Genomic DNA, 16,684 nt, shown 5'->3' on the forward strand with positions numbered 1-16,684 from the left:
ATAGATTATAAAAATATTTATAGAAAATATTCTAATATTAATAGTGTTTTATATATTTATGAATATTTAGATATTTAATGATAAAAAATAGTGAATTAAATTTAGTTTGGAGCTTTGTCAATAAAACTAACAGAAATATATTCTTAACAGGTAAAGCAGGAACAGGTAAGACTACCTTTTTACATAAACTGAAAAAGCAATCGTTTAAAAGACTGATAATTGTTGCACCAACAGGAGTGGCAGCAATTAATGCCAAAGGTGTGACTATTCATTCTTTTTTTCAAATGCCTTTTGGACCTATTTTGCCAAATGCTAAATTCGATTTATCTAATAATTTTAATAGAAACTTTAGTAAAACAAAAATTAATATTATTAAATCTTTAGATCTTTTGATTATTGACGAAATTAGTATGGTTCGAGCAGATTTACTAGATGCTTTAGATAAAACCTTAAGAAAGTATAAGCATAGAAATGAAGTTTTTGGTGGAGTACAATTGCTTATGATTGGTGATTTACATCAACTTTCACCAGTAGTGAAGGAATATGAATGGCGTTTATTAAGTCCTTTTTATAAGAATGTTTTTTTCTTTAGTAGCAAAGCTTATCAACAATGTGATGCTGTTACAATAGAATTAAAACATATTTACAGACAAGATAATCCTATTTTCATAAATATACTTAATGAAGTTAGGAATAATAAATTAAGCCAAGCTTCTGCTGATGTATTAAACAAACGTTTTAAACCTCTTTTTAGTCCTAAAGAAAATGATGGTTATATTTCATTGACTACTCATAACAATAAAGCTAATCAAACAAATAATAAAGAACTCGAAATACTCAAAGGAAAGGCGCTAACATATAAAGCAGTTGTAAAAGGTAATTTTCCAGAACATTCATTTCCAAATGAGAAAGTATTAAGGCTAAAAGTTGGTGCTCAAGTGATGTTTGTAAAAAACGATAGCTCACCAGAAAAGCTTTACTTTAATGGCAAGATTGGTAAAGTTATTTCATTGGAAGAATGTGAAGTTGTTGTTAGGTGTCCAGATGACGATTATAATATTATCACTAAACCCGAAATATGGGAGAATATAAAATACACAGTTGATTCTGAAACTAAGGCCATTACTGAAGATAAAATTGGAAGCTACTCACAAATACCATTGCGTTTAGCTTGGTCAATTACAATTCACAAAAGCCAAGGATTAACTTTTGAAAAAGCTATAATAGATGTTGAAGGAGCTTTTGCACATGGACAAACGTATGTTGCTCTTAGTCGTTGCAAATCATTAGAAGGTTTAATCTTAAGTAGTAAAATCACTCCTAATCATATTATAAGCGATAATGATATTACTGCTTTTAATAAAAAAGCCGAAGTAAATCAACCTAATGATAAAATTTTACAACAGTCTAAAAGAAAGTTTCAATTAGATTTAATTTCAGAAGTTTTTAATTTCTATGACTTTCTAAATCCTATACATAAAATATTAGATGTTTTTTATAAAAACAGAAATAGCATTAAAGGTAATATAGAAAAGCCTTTAAACACTATAAAGAATACTATAACTAATATACTAAAAGTAAGTACATCTTTCAATTCTCAATTATTATCAATTGGTAGTCTTGAAGACATTCCTGAGGCAAATGCAACACTACAAGACAGATTTGTAAAGGCCATTTCTTATTTCAATGATTTAGCAAAATCTATAATAGAACCTTCGTTAGAAAAATTTAGTTTTACCACAGATAATAAAGCTATCGATAAAGATATAAATAAAAAGTATGATCAAATAGCGGAATTGCTAAAGACTAAATTATTGTATTTCGAGGGATTAAAAAAAGGTTTTAGCACACAACATTTTTTAGAGTTAAGAGCTAAATCTATCTTTCTGGTAAAAGAAACTCCCAAAAAACAACGTAAAATTGTAATTGATGGAACTGAAAACATTGAACTTTTCGAATCACTTAGAGAGCTCAGAAATGAAATAGCAAAAAGAGAAGATTTAGCTCATTTTCAAATATTCACCCAAAAATCATTATATGCCATGTGTGAAATGTTACCAACATCAACATTAGAACTGAAACATATATATGGTATGGGAAAAACGCGTATTACTAAATATGGTTCAGAAATAGTAGAATTGATAAGCAACTATTGTGAAGAACATAATATTGAACCTTCGCATTCAATATCATCTTTTGAAGAATTAAAACCAAAGAGACAAAAGGGAGATACCAGGAAGTTATCTTTAAAACAATTTAAAGCTGGAAAATCAATTGATCAAATAGCTCAAGATCGAGAGTTAAACACCAATACTATATTTGGACATTTGGCTAGTTTTATTACATCAGGTGAAGTTAAAATTACCGATTTAATATCTCAATCAAATTATTCAGAATTAAAGTCAATCATTCCTACTAAAACTTTCGAAAGCCTTTCAGATTTAAAGCATCAACTAGATGATAAATATTCATATGGTGAAATTCGTCTGGTGCTTGATGAATTTTCAAAATAAAAAGGCTTCAAAATAAATTCTGAAGCCTTAATAATATCTTTTAAGATAGATTATCCTTTTATAACACCTCTAGAAATTACAATTTTTTGAATCTCTGAAGTACCTTCATAAATTTGAGTAATTTTTGCATCGCGCATTAAACGTTCTACATGGTATTCTTTAACAAAACCATTGCCTCCATGTATCTGAACAGCTTCAACTGTTTGTTCCATAGCAACTTTACTCGCATATAATTTTGCCATAGCGCTAGACATATCATAGTTGTTACCTTGATCTTTATCCCAAGCAGCTTTCATGACTAACATACGAGCAGCTTCAACTTCAGTATACATATCTGCTAATTTAAAAGCGATGGCTTGGTGATTGCAAATTTCTGTACCAAACGCTTTACGTTCTTTAGAGTATTTCAGCGCTAATTCATAAGCTCCAGAAGCAATTCCTAAAGCTTGAGCAGCAATACCAATTCTTCCACCAGATAGGGTTTTCATAGCAAATTTAAAACCAAATCCATCTTCACCAATTCTATTTTCTTTAGGGACTTTTACATCGTTAAATTGTAAGGTATGAGTATCACTACCTCTAATTCCTAATTTATCTTCTTTTGGTCCAATATCAAATCCTTCCATTCCTTTTTCAACAATAAAAGCATTAATACCTCTGTGACCCTTATCTCGATCTGTTTGAGCAATAACTAAATAGACATCACTACGACCTCCATTTGTAATCCAGTTTTTTGTACCATTAATTACGTAGTGGTCACCTTTATCAATGGCTGTAGTAGTTTGGGAAGTTGCATCACTACCAGCTTCAGGCTCACTTAAGCAAAATGCACCTAGATATTCACCAGTAGCTAATTTTGTTAAGTATTTTTGTTTTTGCTCTTCAGTTCCATACGACTCTAAACCATAGCATACTAATGAATTATTTACAGAAACCATAACAGAGGCTGAAGCATCAATTTTAGACAATTCTTCCATTATTAGAACATATGAAATAGCATCCATTCCACTTCCACCATATTTAGGGTCAACCATAATTCCCATAAACCCAAGTTCACCCATTTTTCGGACAAGTTCTTGAGGGAAAGTCTGTGTATTATCTCGTTCTATAACGCCTGGAAGTAATTCGTTTTGTGCAAAATCGCGAGCTGCGTCGCGAATCATAGTATGTTCTTCGGTTAAACTAAAATCCATAGTAAAGTATAATTATTGATTTGATAAAAAATGATGTCAAAGATAACTTTTTATTAGCAGATTTTCAATGAAGATTACTATTTTTACTAGATATGATAAAATCTAATTATAGCGTCATTGGTGTAATGTCTGGAACCTCCTTAGACGGAATTGATCTTGCACACATTGATTTTGAATTTGATAACCTCTGGACCTTCAAAATTAATAATGCAGAAACGATTCCATACACCAATTTTTGGTACACAAAACTTTCAAATCTTATCAATCAAGATTTGAATAGTTTAAAAGTTATCGATAAGGATTATACAATTTATCTGTCTAAGGTTATTAATAATTTTATTAAAAAATTTCAACTCACTCATATTCATGCTATTTGTTCTCATGGTCATACGGCATTGCATCAGCCAGACAAAGGATTGACCTATCAAATTGGGAACCTAAAACAAATAGCAGATTTAACACAACAAAACGTCGTATGTGATTTTAGAGTTCAGGATGTCGAACTTGGCGGACAAGGAGCTCCTTTAGTGCCAATTGGTGATCAGGTATTGTTTTCAGAATATAATTTTTGCATAAACTTAGGAGGATTTGCTAATATTTCATTTGAAAGTCATAACAATCGTATCGCTTTTGATATTTGTCCTGTAAATATTGTACTAAACTATTACAGTAAAAAAATAGGTTTAGATTTCGATGCTAACGGAAACATCGCTTCAGAAGGTCAGGTAAATCTATCCTTATTACACGATTTAAATACTTTAGATTTTTATAAACTAGAACCTCCAAAATCTTTAGGTTTAGAATGGGTTAATTCAAACGTAATACCATTAATAGACCGTTATCAATTACAGGTTAAAGACATTTTAAGAACAGTTGTTGAACACATCGCAATTCAAATTAATTCTATTTTAAAGCAGAAACCAAAGACCTCAGTTTTAGTGACAGGAGGCGGTGTTTATAATACGTTCTTAATGAATCGTTTGAAAGAAGTAAGTCAAAATGAAATTAAAATTCCTTCCAAAGAAATAATAGAATATAAAGAGGCTCTTATTTTCGGACTTTTAGGTGTTCTTAAATTACGAAATGATATAAATTGTTTGGCAAGTGTTACTGGTGCAAGACGCAATCATTCTTCAGGTAAAATATATTTGTTTTAACATGTTCGCAGAAACTAATTAGTTACATTTGCGCACTTCGGCTCAAATTTTCAATAGCCAGGTATGAACCATAAAAACACATGTAATGAAACATTTAGTATTAGTATTAGCAATTTTGATGTCAGGCTTAGGGTATTCACAAATTGATGACAATTGGGAAGACGTATCTGAAAAATTACCAGGTTACGTTATCACAAATAAAGGTGAAAAAATTGAAGGTTATTTAAAACGATTTCTTAAAATTAAAAGTCAGCGTAAAGTGAAATTCTTTAAAACTTTAGACGATAAGCCAGTGGTGTATGAGCCAGAAGATTTAAAAGCATACAAAATTGAAAACGATTATTACGAAACTCATCCTTATGAAGGCTTAAGCGGAAAAACTAAAGTGTTTTTATTGAGAACTGTTGAAGGAAAAATAAGTCTTTTTGATTACTATATTAGAGTTGAAGATGATAAAGGCGCAGAAATGACACTCTCAAAAAAAGGAAATACTGAAGTTTCTTTAGATTTTGATGGGACAAAAATTCAAACTGAAATTTTAGCAGTTAAAGATGGTGATGATTATCTAAAGTTTGCATCTTCTAAAGTTATATTCAGCTTTAAAAATATTATGAGTAAATACGTTTCTGACTATCCTGAGTTAGCAAAGAAAATTAAGGATAAGGAAAATGGATATAAAATCTTGTCTATTCTGAACATTGTAAATGAATATAATCAACACTTTACTCACTAATATGAAGTTCTTATTTTTTAGTGTCTGTACGTTTATTTTTGCATTTACACTACAAGCTCAAGAAGAAATAGCTGGTTTTGAATGGTCTGAACACTCGAATAGTACTGTTTCAGGCTCGCTAAATCCTGTTTTAGCATTTCCATCACAATCTGGATTTACAACGTATAGTATTGAAGAAATAGGTTCTCAATTCTATGCTCCTAAAATTATTTTCATTACTAAATTTGATGCTACAGGTAAGTCTGTGTCTGCAATAGATTTTAAATTACCAATCCGTTCTCAAAAAGATGCAACACTGTTAGACGTTATTGAAGGAGATAACAAATTGTATTTCTTTTCATATGTAGCAGTTAAAAAAGATGGTAAAAATATCTTGTATGCTCAAATTTATGATAATGATACAAATCAGGTTTCTAATACGATTGAGTTGTACACACTTCCTATTGAGAAAGTAAATAATTCTGGTTTTTTTGAAATTGCGATGTCTTTTGATAAAAACAGTTTCGCAGTTTTGGTAAATAAACCATTTGAGAAGAAAACAACAGAAGCTGTTGAGATTCTTACCTTTAATAAAAATTTAGAGCAGCTTTCAAAGGTAGCTCATACATTACCGTTTGATAGTGAACGTGCTTACAACGAAACTTTATACATAGAAAATGATAGAACGGTTACTCTTGTTAAGAAAACAGATACATCAAAAAAACATCCAATCACCACTATTTTAACCTTTAAAGATGATAATATAAAGGAACAACAGGCTTCATCCGAAGGATTTTATATTTCAGATTCTAAAGTTATAACATTCAATGATTCTCAATACCTTATAGGTTTTGCGACAGACAATGCGAAGCCTGCAATTTCTGTTGGTGGAGCAAAAGATAATGGGTTTTTTATCTATAACATTTCCGAGGAAAAACTTGTCAAAAATCAAGAATGGGCAAAAGAGACTATAAAATGTGTTTTAGGTAAAGGTTATATTGATTTAAAGGTGAAAGATATTTTAATCGACAACAAGAATATTTACCTTATTGGAGATTGTTATTCGAAAGATAGCAAAGCTATTGAAGGTAAGAATTTTGAGTATAATTATACCCATCGATTTGGACCTGGAATTGTAATTAAACTAGATATTAATGGAAATGTTGCTTACGAGACGCCCTTAAATTATGGCCAAGAATATCTGAATAGAATGGAAATATTAGGCTCGTTTTATCCGTTTTTAAATAATGGTAAATTATGTGTTTTAGCCAATGAAAAAGAATCCATCTTAAAGGATAAAAAAATAGTTATGGGATATGATAATATCAATGCAAAAGCAATTGTTTTAAAAACGTTTGATGCTGAAGGTAATATCAAAACAATACCATTTTGGAATAGTAATACAGGAGGAGCAAAAGAATATACCACTTATGCGCCAACCCAAACTTTACAGATTTCTAACAATACTTTTTATATTTATGCCTTAGGAAAAGAAATGCATAAATTCGGAAAAATGACCTTGAAATAAAATTTGACATTTTTTGCAATAATATAATGGCTTTACGTTTTAAAGCGATTTTTTGTTTTTTATATTTGCTGAAATTTAACGAACTAACTTGATGAAAGACTTACTTCAAAAGTACGAAGACAAAGACCCTGAAATTATTTTTAATTGGAAAGATCCCGAAACAGAAGCCGAAGGCTGGACAGTAATTAATTCTCTAAGAGGAGGAGCTGCAGGTGGAGGTACAAGGATGCGTAAAGGTTTAGACATGAATGAAGTACTGTCTTTGGCTAAGACCATGGAAGTAAAGTTTACAGTGTCTGGTCCTGCAATTGGTGGTGCAAAATCTGGTATTAATTTTGACCCTCAAGACCCAAGAAAAAAAGGCGTTTTAGAACGATGGTATAATGCGGTTTCACCTTTGCTGAAAAGTTATTATGGTACTGGAGGAGATTTAAATGTGGACGAAATTCATGAAGTTATTCCCATTACAGAAGAAAGTGGTGTTTGGCATCCTCAAGAAGGTGTTTTTGAAGGTCATTTTAAACCAACACAAGCTGACAAGATAAATAGAATCGGACAGTTAAGACACGGAGTTATTAAAGTTATAGAAAATCCTAAATATTCACCTAGCGTTTCTAGAAAATATACAGTTGCCGATATGATTACTGGTTTTGGAGTCGCCGAAGCAGCAAAGCACTTTTATAGTGTTCATGGCGATTCAATTGTGGGTAAACGAGCTGTAGTACAGGGTTTTGGAAATGTTGGAGCAGCAGCAGCTTTTTATTTAGCACAAATGGGAGCTAAGGTTGTCGGAATTATTGATAGAGTTGGAGGTTTAATTAATGAAGAAGGGTTTTCTTTTGAAGAGATCACAGAGCTTTATCTCAATAAAAACGGAAACATTTTAGTGAGCGATAATTTAATTCCTTTTGAAGAGATCAATCATAAAATATGGTCTTTACAAACTGAAATTTTTGCACCTTGTGCAGCTTCAAGATTAATTACCCAAGAACAAATTGATAGTATGATAAAAACTGGTTTAGAAGTGATTTCCTGTGGTGCAAATGTACCATTTGCAGATAAAGAAATCTTCTTTGGACCAATTATGGAACATACAGACCATAAAGTAAGTCTTATACCAGATTTCATCTCAAATTGTGGTATGGCTAGAGTGTTTGCCTACTTTATGGAGCGCAAAGTACAAATGACAGATGAAGCCATTTTTAATGATACGTCTGAAACTATTAACAAAGCAATTAAGAAGGTTTACCAAAAAAACCAGACAAAAACAGGTGTTAGTGCTACGGCATTTGAAATTGCATTAACACAACTTATTTAAAAACTATGGAAACAATCATAATTTTAGTTTTTGCACTAGGCTACTTAGCCATAACAATTGAACATAGTATTAAAATTGATAAGTTAATTCCAGCTTTAGTTATGATGGCTATTAGTTGGGCGCTTATCTCTTTAGGAATTGATTCGTTCTCGCAATGGTTTGATTCTGCAAATCATGGTTTAGTCGATGGATTTGCTTCTTTAGGTCACGAAAGTAAGATGCACATTATGGAAGAAACCTTATTGCATCATTTAGGTAAAACTGCTGAAATTTTAGTCTTTTTATTAGGAGCGATGACTATTGTGGAAATCATTGATTATTTTGATGGATTTTCAACGATAAAAGGTTTTATTAAAACAAATAGTAAACGTAAGGTACTTTGGATATTTGCTACACTAGCATTTATTTTATCTGCAATTATAGACAACCTAACAGCTACTATTGTATTAATCTCCATCCTTCAGAAAATTGTGAAGGAAAGAGAGGTTCGTATCTGGTATGCAGGATTAATAATTATAGCAGCCAATGCTGGTGGCGCATGGTCTCCAATTGGAGATGTGACGACAACCATGTTATGGATTGGTAAAAAGGTAACTACTGGTCATCTATTTGTCTATTTATTCATTCCTTCTTTATTATGTATGTTGGTGCCAACCTTTATTGCATCTTTTTTACCTGCATTTAAAGGGAATTTAGAAAAAGTTGAAGAAGATTTAGATAAGCCTAAAAGCAAGTTTAGCTCAACAATGCTTTATCTTGGTCTAGGAGGAATTATTTCTGTGCCAATTTTTAAAACAATTACACATTTACCGCCTTATGTAGGTATGATGTTAGCCTTAGGTGTTGTGGCAATTTTTGCAGAGATTTATAGTAATTCAAAATTTGCCATTTCAGGAATTAGTTCAGAAGAGCATAGCGATCATGCAAGCCATAGTCCTGTGCATCATTCTTTATCAAAAATTGAATTGCCAAGTATTTTGTTTTTCCTCGGAATTTTAATGGCAGTGGCTGCCTTAGAATCTTTAGGTATTCTATTTGGTTTCGCTGCAACATTACAAGAAACAATGCCTATGCTAGGCACTGAACTTCACCATGAAGGTGTTTCTGATTTAGTGGTACTTCTTTTAGGAGTTGGTTCAGCAGTAATAGATAATGTTCCTTTAGTTGCTGCTAGTTTAGGAATGTTTACTGAACCAATAGATAACGAATTATGGCATTTTATAGCCTACTCTGCAGGAACAGGAGGAAGTATGCTTATCATAGGTTCTGCTGCAGGTGTTGTTGCTATGGGAATGGAAAAAATAGATTTTTTCTGGTACATAAAAAAGATATCTTGGCTTGCTCTAGTAGGATTTATAGTAGGAGCAATTGCATTTATGTTTACCAGAACATTATTTTAGTTCATATACTTTTGACCCAAAATATGCGTTATTACACTAATAAAATTAATTTCAATACTATATTATATGATATTACTAAGTAATATTCAAGATGGAACTGCTGAATTAGTTACTAATTCAGAATCTGTCGAAAAAACACTCTCTATCATTGAGTTGATCAGTAGTGGAGGAGTTGCAGGTCAAGTTATAATTGCCTTATTGTTCATTTTGTTAATTGCTGTTATTTATATTTATTTTGAACGATTATTTGCTATAAAAGCAGCTTCTAATGTCGATTCTAATTTTATGAATCAAATAAAAGATCATGTCAGTAATGGCAAGATTGATTCAGCACAAATGCTTTGTGCACAGGTAAACACTCCAGTGTCTAGACTTATAAATAAAGGAATTACACGTATTGGTAAACCTCTTGAAGATATAAATACAGCTATTGAAAATGCAGGCCGATTAGAATTATATGGTTTAGAAAAAAATGTAAGTGTTCTAGCAACGATATCGAGTATCGCTCCAATGATTGGATTTCTCGGAACGGTTATTGGAATGATATTATCCATTTTTGAAATTGCTAATTCTGGAGGACAAATTGATATCAAGCAACTGTCTGATGGATTGTATACTGCCATGACCACCACTGTTGCCGGATTGATTGTAGGTATTGTGGCCTATACTGCTTATAACCATTTAGTGGTTAGAACCGATAAAGTGGTATATCAAATGGAATCAAATTCGTTAGAATTCTTAGATCATTTAAACGAACCAATTTAATGAACATAAGAGGTAGAAATAAAGTCAAACCAGAATTCAACATGTCATCAATGACAGATATTGTATTCTTGTTATTGATATTCTTTATGCTTGCTTCTACTTTGGTAACAACCAACGCTATTGATATTTTGTTACCTCAAGCTAGTGGCAAAACAGAAAATAAACAATCAGTTGCTGTAAGTATAACTAAAGATCTCAATTATTATATCGATCAAAAATTAGTTGGTGGAAGTATGCTTGAAACGGAGTTAATAGCTATGCTCGCAAATCAAGAACAACCTACTATTGTCCTACGTGCTGAAAAATCAGTTCCTGTAGAAAACGTCGTAACAGTTATGGATATCGCAAACCGAAATAAGTTTAAAGTTATTCTGGCTGTAAAACCAAATAACTAATTTTCTGGAATAACGTTTGCAGATGCCACACTATGAAATACCTAAAAACAAAACACGAACGTAATTCAGCAAAAATCACAACACTTATAGTTGTCATTCTTGTATTACTATTGTTTGTGGTTGGTCCACCTTATATGGATCCACCTGAAGAATATGGTGTTGCGGTTAATTTTGGGAATTCACCAGTTGGTTCTGGTAATATTCAGCCTACTGAACCTACCAAATCTAAACCTGTAGAAAACGCTGTAAAGGAAGAAACACAAGCAGATAAAGCACAACCAGAAGAAACAGTGAAAGCCAATAGTCAGTCTGAAGATCTGTTAACTAATGAATCTGCAGAAGCTATTGCCATAAAAAAAGCTAAAGAAGCTGAAGCCAAAGCCAAAGCTGAGACTGAACGTCTGGAACAACTCAAAAAAGAAGAAGAAGAGCGAAAAGCCAAGGAGGAACAAGACAAAAAAGATAAACTTGATGCACTTATAGGTGGTGTAAAAAATTCGGAAGGACCAATAAAAGATGGGGAAGGTCCTGGTGATGGTCCAGGAGACAAAGGTGATTTAGATGGAAGTCCATATGCGCCTTACAAAGGAACTCCAGGTTCTGGAAATGGAGGAGTTGGTTATGGATTAAATGGAAGAGGAACACCAGATTACACAATTTACGATGGCTGTGAAAATGAATATGGTTTAATTGTCGTTGACATTGTTGTAAATCAAAGTGGAAAAGTGATAGAAGCCACTCCAGGTGTAAAAGGAAGTAATAACGCAACAACGTGTTTAAAAGCGCAAGCTAAAAAAATAGCCATGTCTTATAAATGGCCTGCAGATTCTAAAGCTCCTGCTCGACAATTTGGTAAAGTAAGTGTCAACTTTTCACCTACTGATTAATGAACTATCAAGAGACTGTTAATTGGATGTTCCAGCAGTTGCCTATGTATCAAAATCAAGGTAAATCTGCATATAAGGTGGACTTATCAAATACGCTTCTTTTAGCAGAACACTTAAATCATCCTGAACGACATTTTAAAAGTATTCATGTTGCTGGAACCAATGGGAAGGGCTCTACAAGTCATATGCTGGCTTCCGTTCTTCAGGAAGCAGGATATAAAGTTGGATTATATACGTCTCCACATTTAAAAGACTTTAGAGAGCGTATTAAAATTAATGGAAAGGAAATCAGTAAGCAGTTTGTCATAGGATTTATCAAGCGAAACGTATCTTTTTTTGAAGAAAACCAGTTGTCCTTTTTTGAAATGACTGTTGGAATGGCTTTTGACTACTTTAAAAAGCAAGAGGTTGATATTGCAATAATCGAAGTCGGATTAGGTGGTCGCTTAGATTCTACAAATATTATAATTCCTGAAATTTCAGTCATTACAAATATAGGTTTTGATCACACACAATTTTTAGGGCCTACCTATCAAAGTATAGCTTCCGAAAAAGCAGGTATCATTAAAACAAAAGTACCAGTAGTCATCGGTGAGACAAATGAAGAAACACAAAGTGTATTTATTAAAACAGCTAAAAATAATACATCTGATATATATTTTGCAGATCAATTGATAACGCAACATTTTGAAAGCGACTTAAAAGGAAATTATCAAAAGCACAATATAAAAACGGTTGTACAAATAGTCAACGTACTCAATGCTCAAAAAGGATTTGTAGTTTCTAATGAGCAATTACGTGAAGGTTTAAAAAATGTGGTTAAGAATACAGGTTTAAAAGGTCGTTGGCAACTGCTACAAGAACAACCAAAAGTTATTTGTGATACTGCTCATAATAAAGAAGGATTGTCATATGCAATGCAGCAATTAGAAGATGAAGAATATAATAAGCTTCATATGGTATTTGGTGTCGTAAATGATAAAGACTTAGATTCAATTTTACACATCTTACCTAAGCACGCAGTTTATTATTTCTGTAAACCTAAAATTCCCAGAGGTATGAATGTAAATCAGCTTAAAGATAAATTCTTGAGGAATGGATTTCGAGGTGATGGTTATGATACAGTAAATGAAGCATTTAATTCTGCTTTGCATAAGGCCAAATCAAACGATTTGGTATATGTTGGTGGAAGTACATTCGTTGTTGCTGAAATAATTTAATTTTTTTTATAAAAAGCTTTTGCTAATTAAAAATCTAGACTATATTTGCAGTCCAATAATTAGGGCGCGTAGCTCAGTTGGTTCAGAGCACTTGGTTTACACCCAAGGGGTCAGGGGTTCGAATCCCTTCGCGCCCACAACTATTTAAAAGTTCGCATCTAATGCGAACTTTTTGCTTTTAATAGATTGGGTCATTAACTCAGTTGGTTCAGAGTGTTACCTTGACAGGGTAGAAGTCACTGGTTCGAATCCAGTATGACCCACACCAAATAAAACCCTACACAGTTATTGTGTAGGTTTTTTTGTTTGTAAAGGAAGTTTGTTCCGTGACAATACCGTTAATCAATCTTAAAAGAACTATAATACATCTAAAACTCTTTCTAAAGCCATTCCTCTTGACCCTTTAATCAATAAGTACTTGTTTCTCAATGGTGAATTGGTTAATTCAAGTTTTAAGTCTTCAAAAGACAGAAAACTTGATACATTAGGCGCATTACTTTTTGATTTATAAAAGTTTTCTCCTACCAAATAAATATGTTCAATCTCAAACTTTTGAGAATAATCAGTAATTGCCTGATGTTCAAATGCAGCAGCTTCTCCTAATTCAAACATATCTCCAAGAATAGCCACTTTATGAGCTTCTTTTAAACTTCCAAAGTTATCTAAAGCAGCTATCATACTTGTTGGATTTGCATTGTAAGCGTCCAATATGATTTGATTTGAGTTTTTCTCAATAATCTGAGAGCGATTATTAGCAGGAATATAGTTTTCAATGGCCTTAGAAATAAAATCGTCATCAACTTTAAAATGAATTCCTACTGCAATAGCTGCAGCGATGTTGTTATAATTATACGCTCCAGTTAAATGGGTATGAACCATGGTGTTATTAAACTCTAAGTTGATAAAAGGCTGAGCACTTATCATAGATATATTTGAACCAAACAGAATGGTGTTTTTATACGTTCCGATTTGTTCAATTTGCTTTAAATCATTTTCATTAACAAAAACTGTTTTGTTATGAGATTTTAGATGGTTGTATAATTCTGATTTGCCTTTTATAACACCTTCAACACCACCAAAACCTTCTAAATGAGCTTTGCCAAAGTTGGTAATCAACCCGTAATCTGGAAGCGCAATATTAGATAAGAATTCTATTTCTTTTTGGTGATTTGCTCCCATTTCAACAATACCAATTTGAGTATCATTAGTAAACTCTAATAAGGTTAATGGAACTCCAATATGATTATTAAGATTTCCTTTAGTAGCACTTGTAATATAAGTTGTAGATAAGACTGCATTGATCAGTTCTTTAGTGGTTGTTTTGCCATTACTTCCTGTGAGAGCAATAACTGGAATGTTTAAAACTTTTCGGTGATGTGTTGCTAAAGCTTGTAAAGCTTCCAAGACGTTATCTACTAAAATACAATCATCATGCTCATCATACTTTTCTTCATCGATAACAACAAATCGGGCGCCTTTTTTTAAAGCTTCCAAAGCAAAAGAGTTTCCATTAAAATTATCTCCCTTTAGAGCAAAAAACAGGCATCTAGAATTGATTTTTCGGGTATCTGTAGATATGGAATTACACTTTAAATACGCCTCGTATAATGTTTCTATTTTCATGAAATAAATTTAAATAAAAAAAGTCCTAACGTTTAATGTTAGGACCTTTTAATTTTATTAAAAATAAATTCTAATTTCTTTTTTTTCCACCTTGAGATTTTGAACCAACTCTAGACATAGCACATCTAAATCCTATATAATCTGTTGCCATATCTTGAGGGAAATATCTGCGTTGAGCGGGATCAATCCAGTATGCTCTATCTCTCCAAGAACCTCCTTTGTAAACTCTTACATCGTCATTGATAAGCGAAGTTCTTTGGTTTGAGGTATCATACTCTTTAATAACTTGACCTGTAGAATCTCTTTGTATGTTATGTTTAGGTGAATTATACATTTTTCTCGTCATAGCAGCTTCAGCATCGTCACCTTCTTCTTCATCAAAAGCGGTTGCATAACTTCTAGAAGATCTTGTGTCACCATCTCTAAAGTTTCTGTTATCACTTCTATCGAAGTTTGTTCTTAAATAAGTCTCGTCTTCGTCAACTGGTACTTGAAGAATTTCTCCTGGTAAATTTCTTGCAACCACTTGTCCGTTACTTAACGTGTCATACACAATTTCATCTGGAGTTACAACTTTAACAGTTCCATCTTCATTGATTGCATTTTTAGTGTATACGTTTCCTCTATAGTAGTTGAAGTCGCTAAATTCATCATCAACAATTGGACGATAAACATCTGCTACCCACTCAGCAACATTTCCAGCCATGTCATATAAACCATAATCATTAGGCTCATAACTCATAACTTGTGCTGTAATATCAGCACCATCGTCAGACCAACCAGCAATTCCACCATAATCACCTTTACCTTGTTTAAAGTTTGCTAACTGATCACCTCTTGTTTTACGCTTTCCTGAACGAGTGTATTGTCCATCCCATGGGTATTTTTTACGACCTCTATACACATTAAAGCTTCTTAATTCACTCATGCCTAAAGCAGCATACTCCCATTCTGCTTCAGTTGGAAGCCTGTAATCTGGAGAAATAATACCAGATTCTCTTCTTGCATAATTATTAATGGTATCACCTGCCGCAGTTACTTGAACTCTTTTTCTTGATTTTGCAGGATTTATAATACTATCGTTTCCTCCATAAGTTAAAGTAGGAGCATTGATATAAGTGTCTGTACTAAAATTACTTTCAGCAGAAGATGTTAAATGAGAATCTCTTTCCAAGTAACCTGCATTTTGTAAGTCCATTTCAGCGACTCTGTCTGTTCTCCAGTTTGCAAATTCTACAGCTTGAATCCAGCTTACACCAACAACAGGATATTCTCCATAACCTGGATGACGTAAATAATTTTCTGTCATCATTTCTGCATAACCTAAGCGGTTTCTCCATACTAATGTATCAGGTAATGCTCCTTGATAAATTAATCTGTAATTTTCTTCTTCTGGTGGATATGTTCTTTTAATCCAATCAAGATATTCAGTGTACATCTTGTTAGTAACTTCTGTTTCATCCATATAGAATGACTGAACATGTTGCTGGTTTGGAGTATTATTCCAATCATGCATAACATCATCCTGTACTTTCCCCATAGTAAATGTTCCGCCTTCGACAAAGACTAAACCAGGACTTGTTTCTTGTTCTTGAAATTTGTCATTGTATTGAAAACCACCGTTTTTATCGTTGATTTTCCATCCTGTGGCTCTTGAACTATTCTTATCTGAAGAATTTCTGCTACAACCAACAATTGTTAAAGATATCATTAGGGCTAATAGTATCCTTAGGTTTAAGACGTTTTTCATATCCATACTTTTAAGTAAGCTAATTAAATTTTTAGACACGCAATATAGTAATTAAAGGTAAATTAACAACATTTTTTAGCAAATAGATTGAAAAAAAGTTGCATTTCATCCTGTTTTTTATGCAATATAACGGACTTTTACTCAGTTAATCGATGTATTTTGACTTTAATAACGGTTGCTTAAATCAAATATTGTTGTAATTTTGAATAAAAAATTGAAACGC

Annotated in this window: 13 protein-coding genes and 2 tRNA genes; 12 read left to right on the forward strand and 3 right to left on the reverse strand. The window is 32.5% G+C overall.

Translation table 11 applies throughout. From position 1 onward, the window contains the following. The first annotated feature begins 77 nt into the window (after positions 1 to 77). On the forward strand, positions 78 to 2,513 hold the full coding sequence (locus tag ACRHNM_RS10170; protein ID WP_431136227.1) for a helix-turn-helix domain-containing protein: 2,436 nt from the start codon (positions 78 to 80) through the stop codon (positions 2,511 to 2,513). Between the two features lie 50 nt (positions 2,514 to 2,563). Here ACRHNM_RS10170 and ACRHNM_RS10175 read toward each other — a convergent pair whose 3' ends face one another. Next, positions 2,564 to 3,706, reverse strand: a complete 1,143-nt coding sequence (locus ACRHNM_RS10175; protein ID WP_431136229.1) for an acyl-CoA dehydrogenase — start codon at positions 3,704 to 3,706, stop codon at positions 2,564 to 2,566. A 92-nt stretch (positions 3,707 to 3,798) separates the two neighbouring features. On the opposite strand from ACRHNM_RS10175, the gene ACRHNM_RS10180 reads away from it, so the two are divergent. The 11 genes from ACRHNM_RS10180 (at position 3,799) to ACRHNM_RS10230 (ending at position 13,351) form a co-directional block, all read left to right on the forward strand. Continuing rightward, positions 3,799 to 4,863 carry an anhydro-N-acetylmuramic acid kinase gene (locus tag ACRHNM_RS10180; protein WP_431136231.1) on the forward strand — a complete coding sequence of 355 codons (1,065 nt, stop codon included), beginning with the start codon at positions 3,799 to 3,801 and terminating at the stop codon, positions 4,861 to 4,863. Between the two features lie 85 nt (positions 4,864 to 4,948). Continuing rightward, a complete protein-coding gene (locus tag ACRHNM_RS10185) occupies positions 4,949 to 5,596 on the forward strand; it encodes a hypothetical protein (RefSeq protein WP_431136233.1) in 648 nt (215 codons plus the stop codon). A gap of 1 nt (position 5,597) precedes the next feature. After that, entirely contained in the window at positions 5,598 to 7,103 is a 1,506-nt protein-coding gene (locus ACRHNM_RS10190; RefSeq protein WP_431136235.1) for a hypothetical protein, read from the forward strand. A 91-nt stretch (positions 7,104 to 7,194) separates the two neighbouring features. Next, positions 7,195 to 8,421: a Glu/Leu/Phe/Val dehydrogenase dimerization domain-containing protein gene (locus ACRHNM_RS10195; protein WP_431136237.1), complete on the forward strand. Its 1,227-nt coding sequence runs from the start codon at positions 7,195 to 7,197 to the stop codon at positions 8,419 to 8,421. Positions 8,422 to 8,426: 5 nt separating this feature from the next. Next, the gene (nhaD, locus tag ACRHNM_RS10200) at positions 8,427 to 9,821 is read left to right on the forward strand and encodes a sodium:proton antiporter NhaD (protein WP_431136239.1); all 1,395 of its coding nucleotides are present in this window, start codon (positions 8,427 to 8,429) and stop codon (positions 9,819 to 9,821) included. 66 nt (positions 9,822 to 9,887) lie between these two features. Beyond that, the gene (locus ACRHNM_RS10205) at positions 9,888 to 10,586 is read left to right on the forward strand and encodes a MotA/TolQ/ExbB proton channel family protein (RefSeq protein WP_431136242.1); all 699 of its coding nucleotides are present in this window, start codon (positions 9,888 to 9,890) and stop codon (positions 10,584 to 10,586) included. After that, a complete protein-coding gene (locus ACRHNM_RS10210) occupies positions 10,586 to 10,981 on the forward strand; it encodes an ExbD/TolR family protein (RefSeq protein WP_431136244.1) in 396 nt (131 codons plus the stop codon). Before ACRHNM_RS10205 ends, ACRHNM_RS10210 begins: the two co-directional genes overlap by 1 nt. 32 nt (positions 10,982 to 11,013) lie before the next feature. Next, positions 11,014 to 11,868: an energy transducer TonB gene (locus ACRHNM_RS10215; protein ID WP_431136246.1), complete on the forward strand. Its 855-nt coding sequence runs from the start codon at positions 11,014 to 11,016 to the stop codon at positions 11,866 to 11,868. Further along, positions 11,868 to 13,088, forward strand: a complete 1,221-nt coding sequence (locus ACRHNM_RS10220; protein ID WP_431136248.1) for a bifunctional folylpolyglutamate synthase/dihydrofolate synthase — start codon at positions 11,868 to 11,870, stop codon at positions 13,086 to 13,088. The genes ACRHNM_RS10215 and ACRHNM_RS10220 overlap by 1 nt, the downstream gene beginning before the upstream one ends. A 62-nt stretch (positions 13,089 to 13,150) precedes the next feature. Continuing rightward, positions 13,151 to 13,225: transfer RNA gene (locus ACRHNM_RS10225), tRNA-Val, on the forward strand. Positions 13,226 to 13,276: 51 nt separating this feature from the next. Further along, positions 13,277 to 13,351: transfer RNA gene (locus ACRHNM_RS10230), tRNA-Val, on the forward strand. A 94-nt stretch (positions 13,352 to 13,445) separates the two neighbouring features. Here ACRHNM_RS10230 and ACRHNM_RS10235 read toward each other — a convergent pair. Beyond that, positions 13,446 to 14,711, reverse strand: a complete 1,266-nt coding sequence (locus tag ACRHNM_RS10235) for a UDP-N-acetylmuramoyl-tripeptide--D-alanyl-D-alanine ligase (protein ID WP_431136250.1) — start codon at positions 14,709 to 14,711, stop codon at positions 13,446 to 13,448. Positions 14,712 to 14,781: 70 nt separating this feature from the next. Continuing rightward, positions 14,782 to 16,467, reverse strand: coding sequence for a gliding motility lipoprotein GldJ (gene gldJ, locus ACRHNM_RS10240; protein WP_431136569.1), 1,686 nt, complete (start codon positions 16,465 to 16,467; stop codon positions 14,782 to 14,784). Positions 16,468 to 16,684: the final 217 nt, after the last annotated feature.

This window comes from Psychroserpens mesophilus (assembly GCF_050617655.1).
Classification (GTDB): domain Bacteria; phylum Bacteroidota; class Bacteroidia; order Flavobacteriales; family Flavobacteriaceae; genus Psychroserpens; species Psychroserpens mesophilus_A.

What these genes read in the sequence shown, in the direction of transcription:
- ACRHNM_RS10170 (WP_431136227.1), top strand. Translation starts at nt 78, where the DNA reads ATGATAAAAAATAGTGAATTAAATTTAGTTTGGAGCTTTGTCAATAAA.
- ACRHNM_RS10175 (WP_431136229.1), bottom strand. Translation starts at nt 3,706, where the DNA reads ATGGATTTTAGTTTAACCGAAGAACATACTATGATTCGCGACGCAGCT.
- ACRHNM_RS10180 (WP_431136231.1), top strand. Translation starts at nt 3,799, where the DNA reads ATGATAAAATCTAATTATAGCGTCATTGGTGTAATGTCTGGAACCTCC.
- ACRHNM_RS10185 (WP_431136233.1), top strand. Translation starts at nt 4,949, where the DNA reads ATGAAACATTTAGTATTAGTATTAGCAATTTTGATGTCAGGCTTAGGG.
- ACRHNM_RS10190 (WP_431136235.1), top strand. Translation starts at nt 5,598, where the DNA reads ATGAAGTTCTTATTTTTTAGTGTCTGTACGTTTATTTTTGCATTTACA.
- ACRHNM_RS10195 (WP_431136237.1), top strand. Translation starts at nt 7,195, where the DNA reads ATGAAAGACTTACTTCAAAAGTACGAAGACAAAGACCCTGAAATTATT.
- nhaD (WP_431136239.1), top strand. Translation starts at nt 8,427, where the DNA reads ATGGAAACAATCATAATTTTAGTTTTTGCACTAGGCTACTTAGCCATA.
- ACRHNM_RS10205 (WP_431136242.1), top strand. Translation starts at nt 9,888, where the DNA reads ATGATATTACTAAGTAATATTCAAGATGGAACTGCTGAATTAGTTACT.
- ACRHNM_RS10210 (WP_431136244.1), top strand. Translation starts at nt 10,586, where the DNA reads ATGAACATAAGAGGTAGAAATAAAGTCAAACCAGAATTCAACATGTCA.
- ACRHNM_RS10215 (WP_431136246.1), top strand. Translation starts at nt 11,014, where the DNA reads ATGAAATACCTAAAAACAAAACACGAACGTAATTCAGCAAAAATCACA.
- ACRHNM_RS10220 (WP_431136248.1), top strand. Translation starts at nt 11,868, where the DNA reads ATGAACTATCAAGAGACTGTTAATTGGATGTTCCAGCAGTTGCCTATG.
- ACRHNM_RS10235 (WP_431136250.1), bottom strand. Translation starts at nt 14,711, where the DNA reads ATGAAAATAGAAACATTATACGAGGCGTATTTAAAGTGTAATTCCATA.
- gldJ (WP_431136569.1), bottom strand. Translation starts at nt 16,467, where the DNA reads ATGGATATGAAAAACGTCTTAAACCTAAGGATACTATTAGCCCTAATG.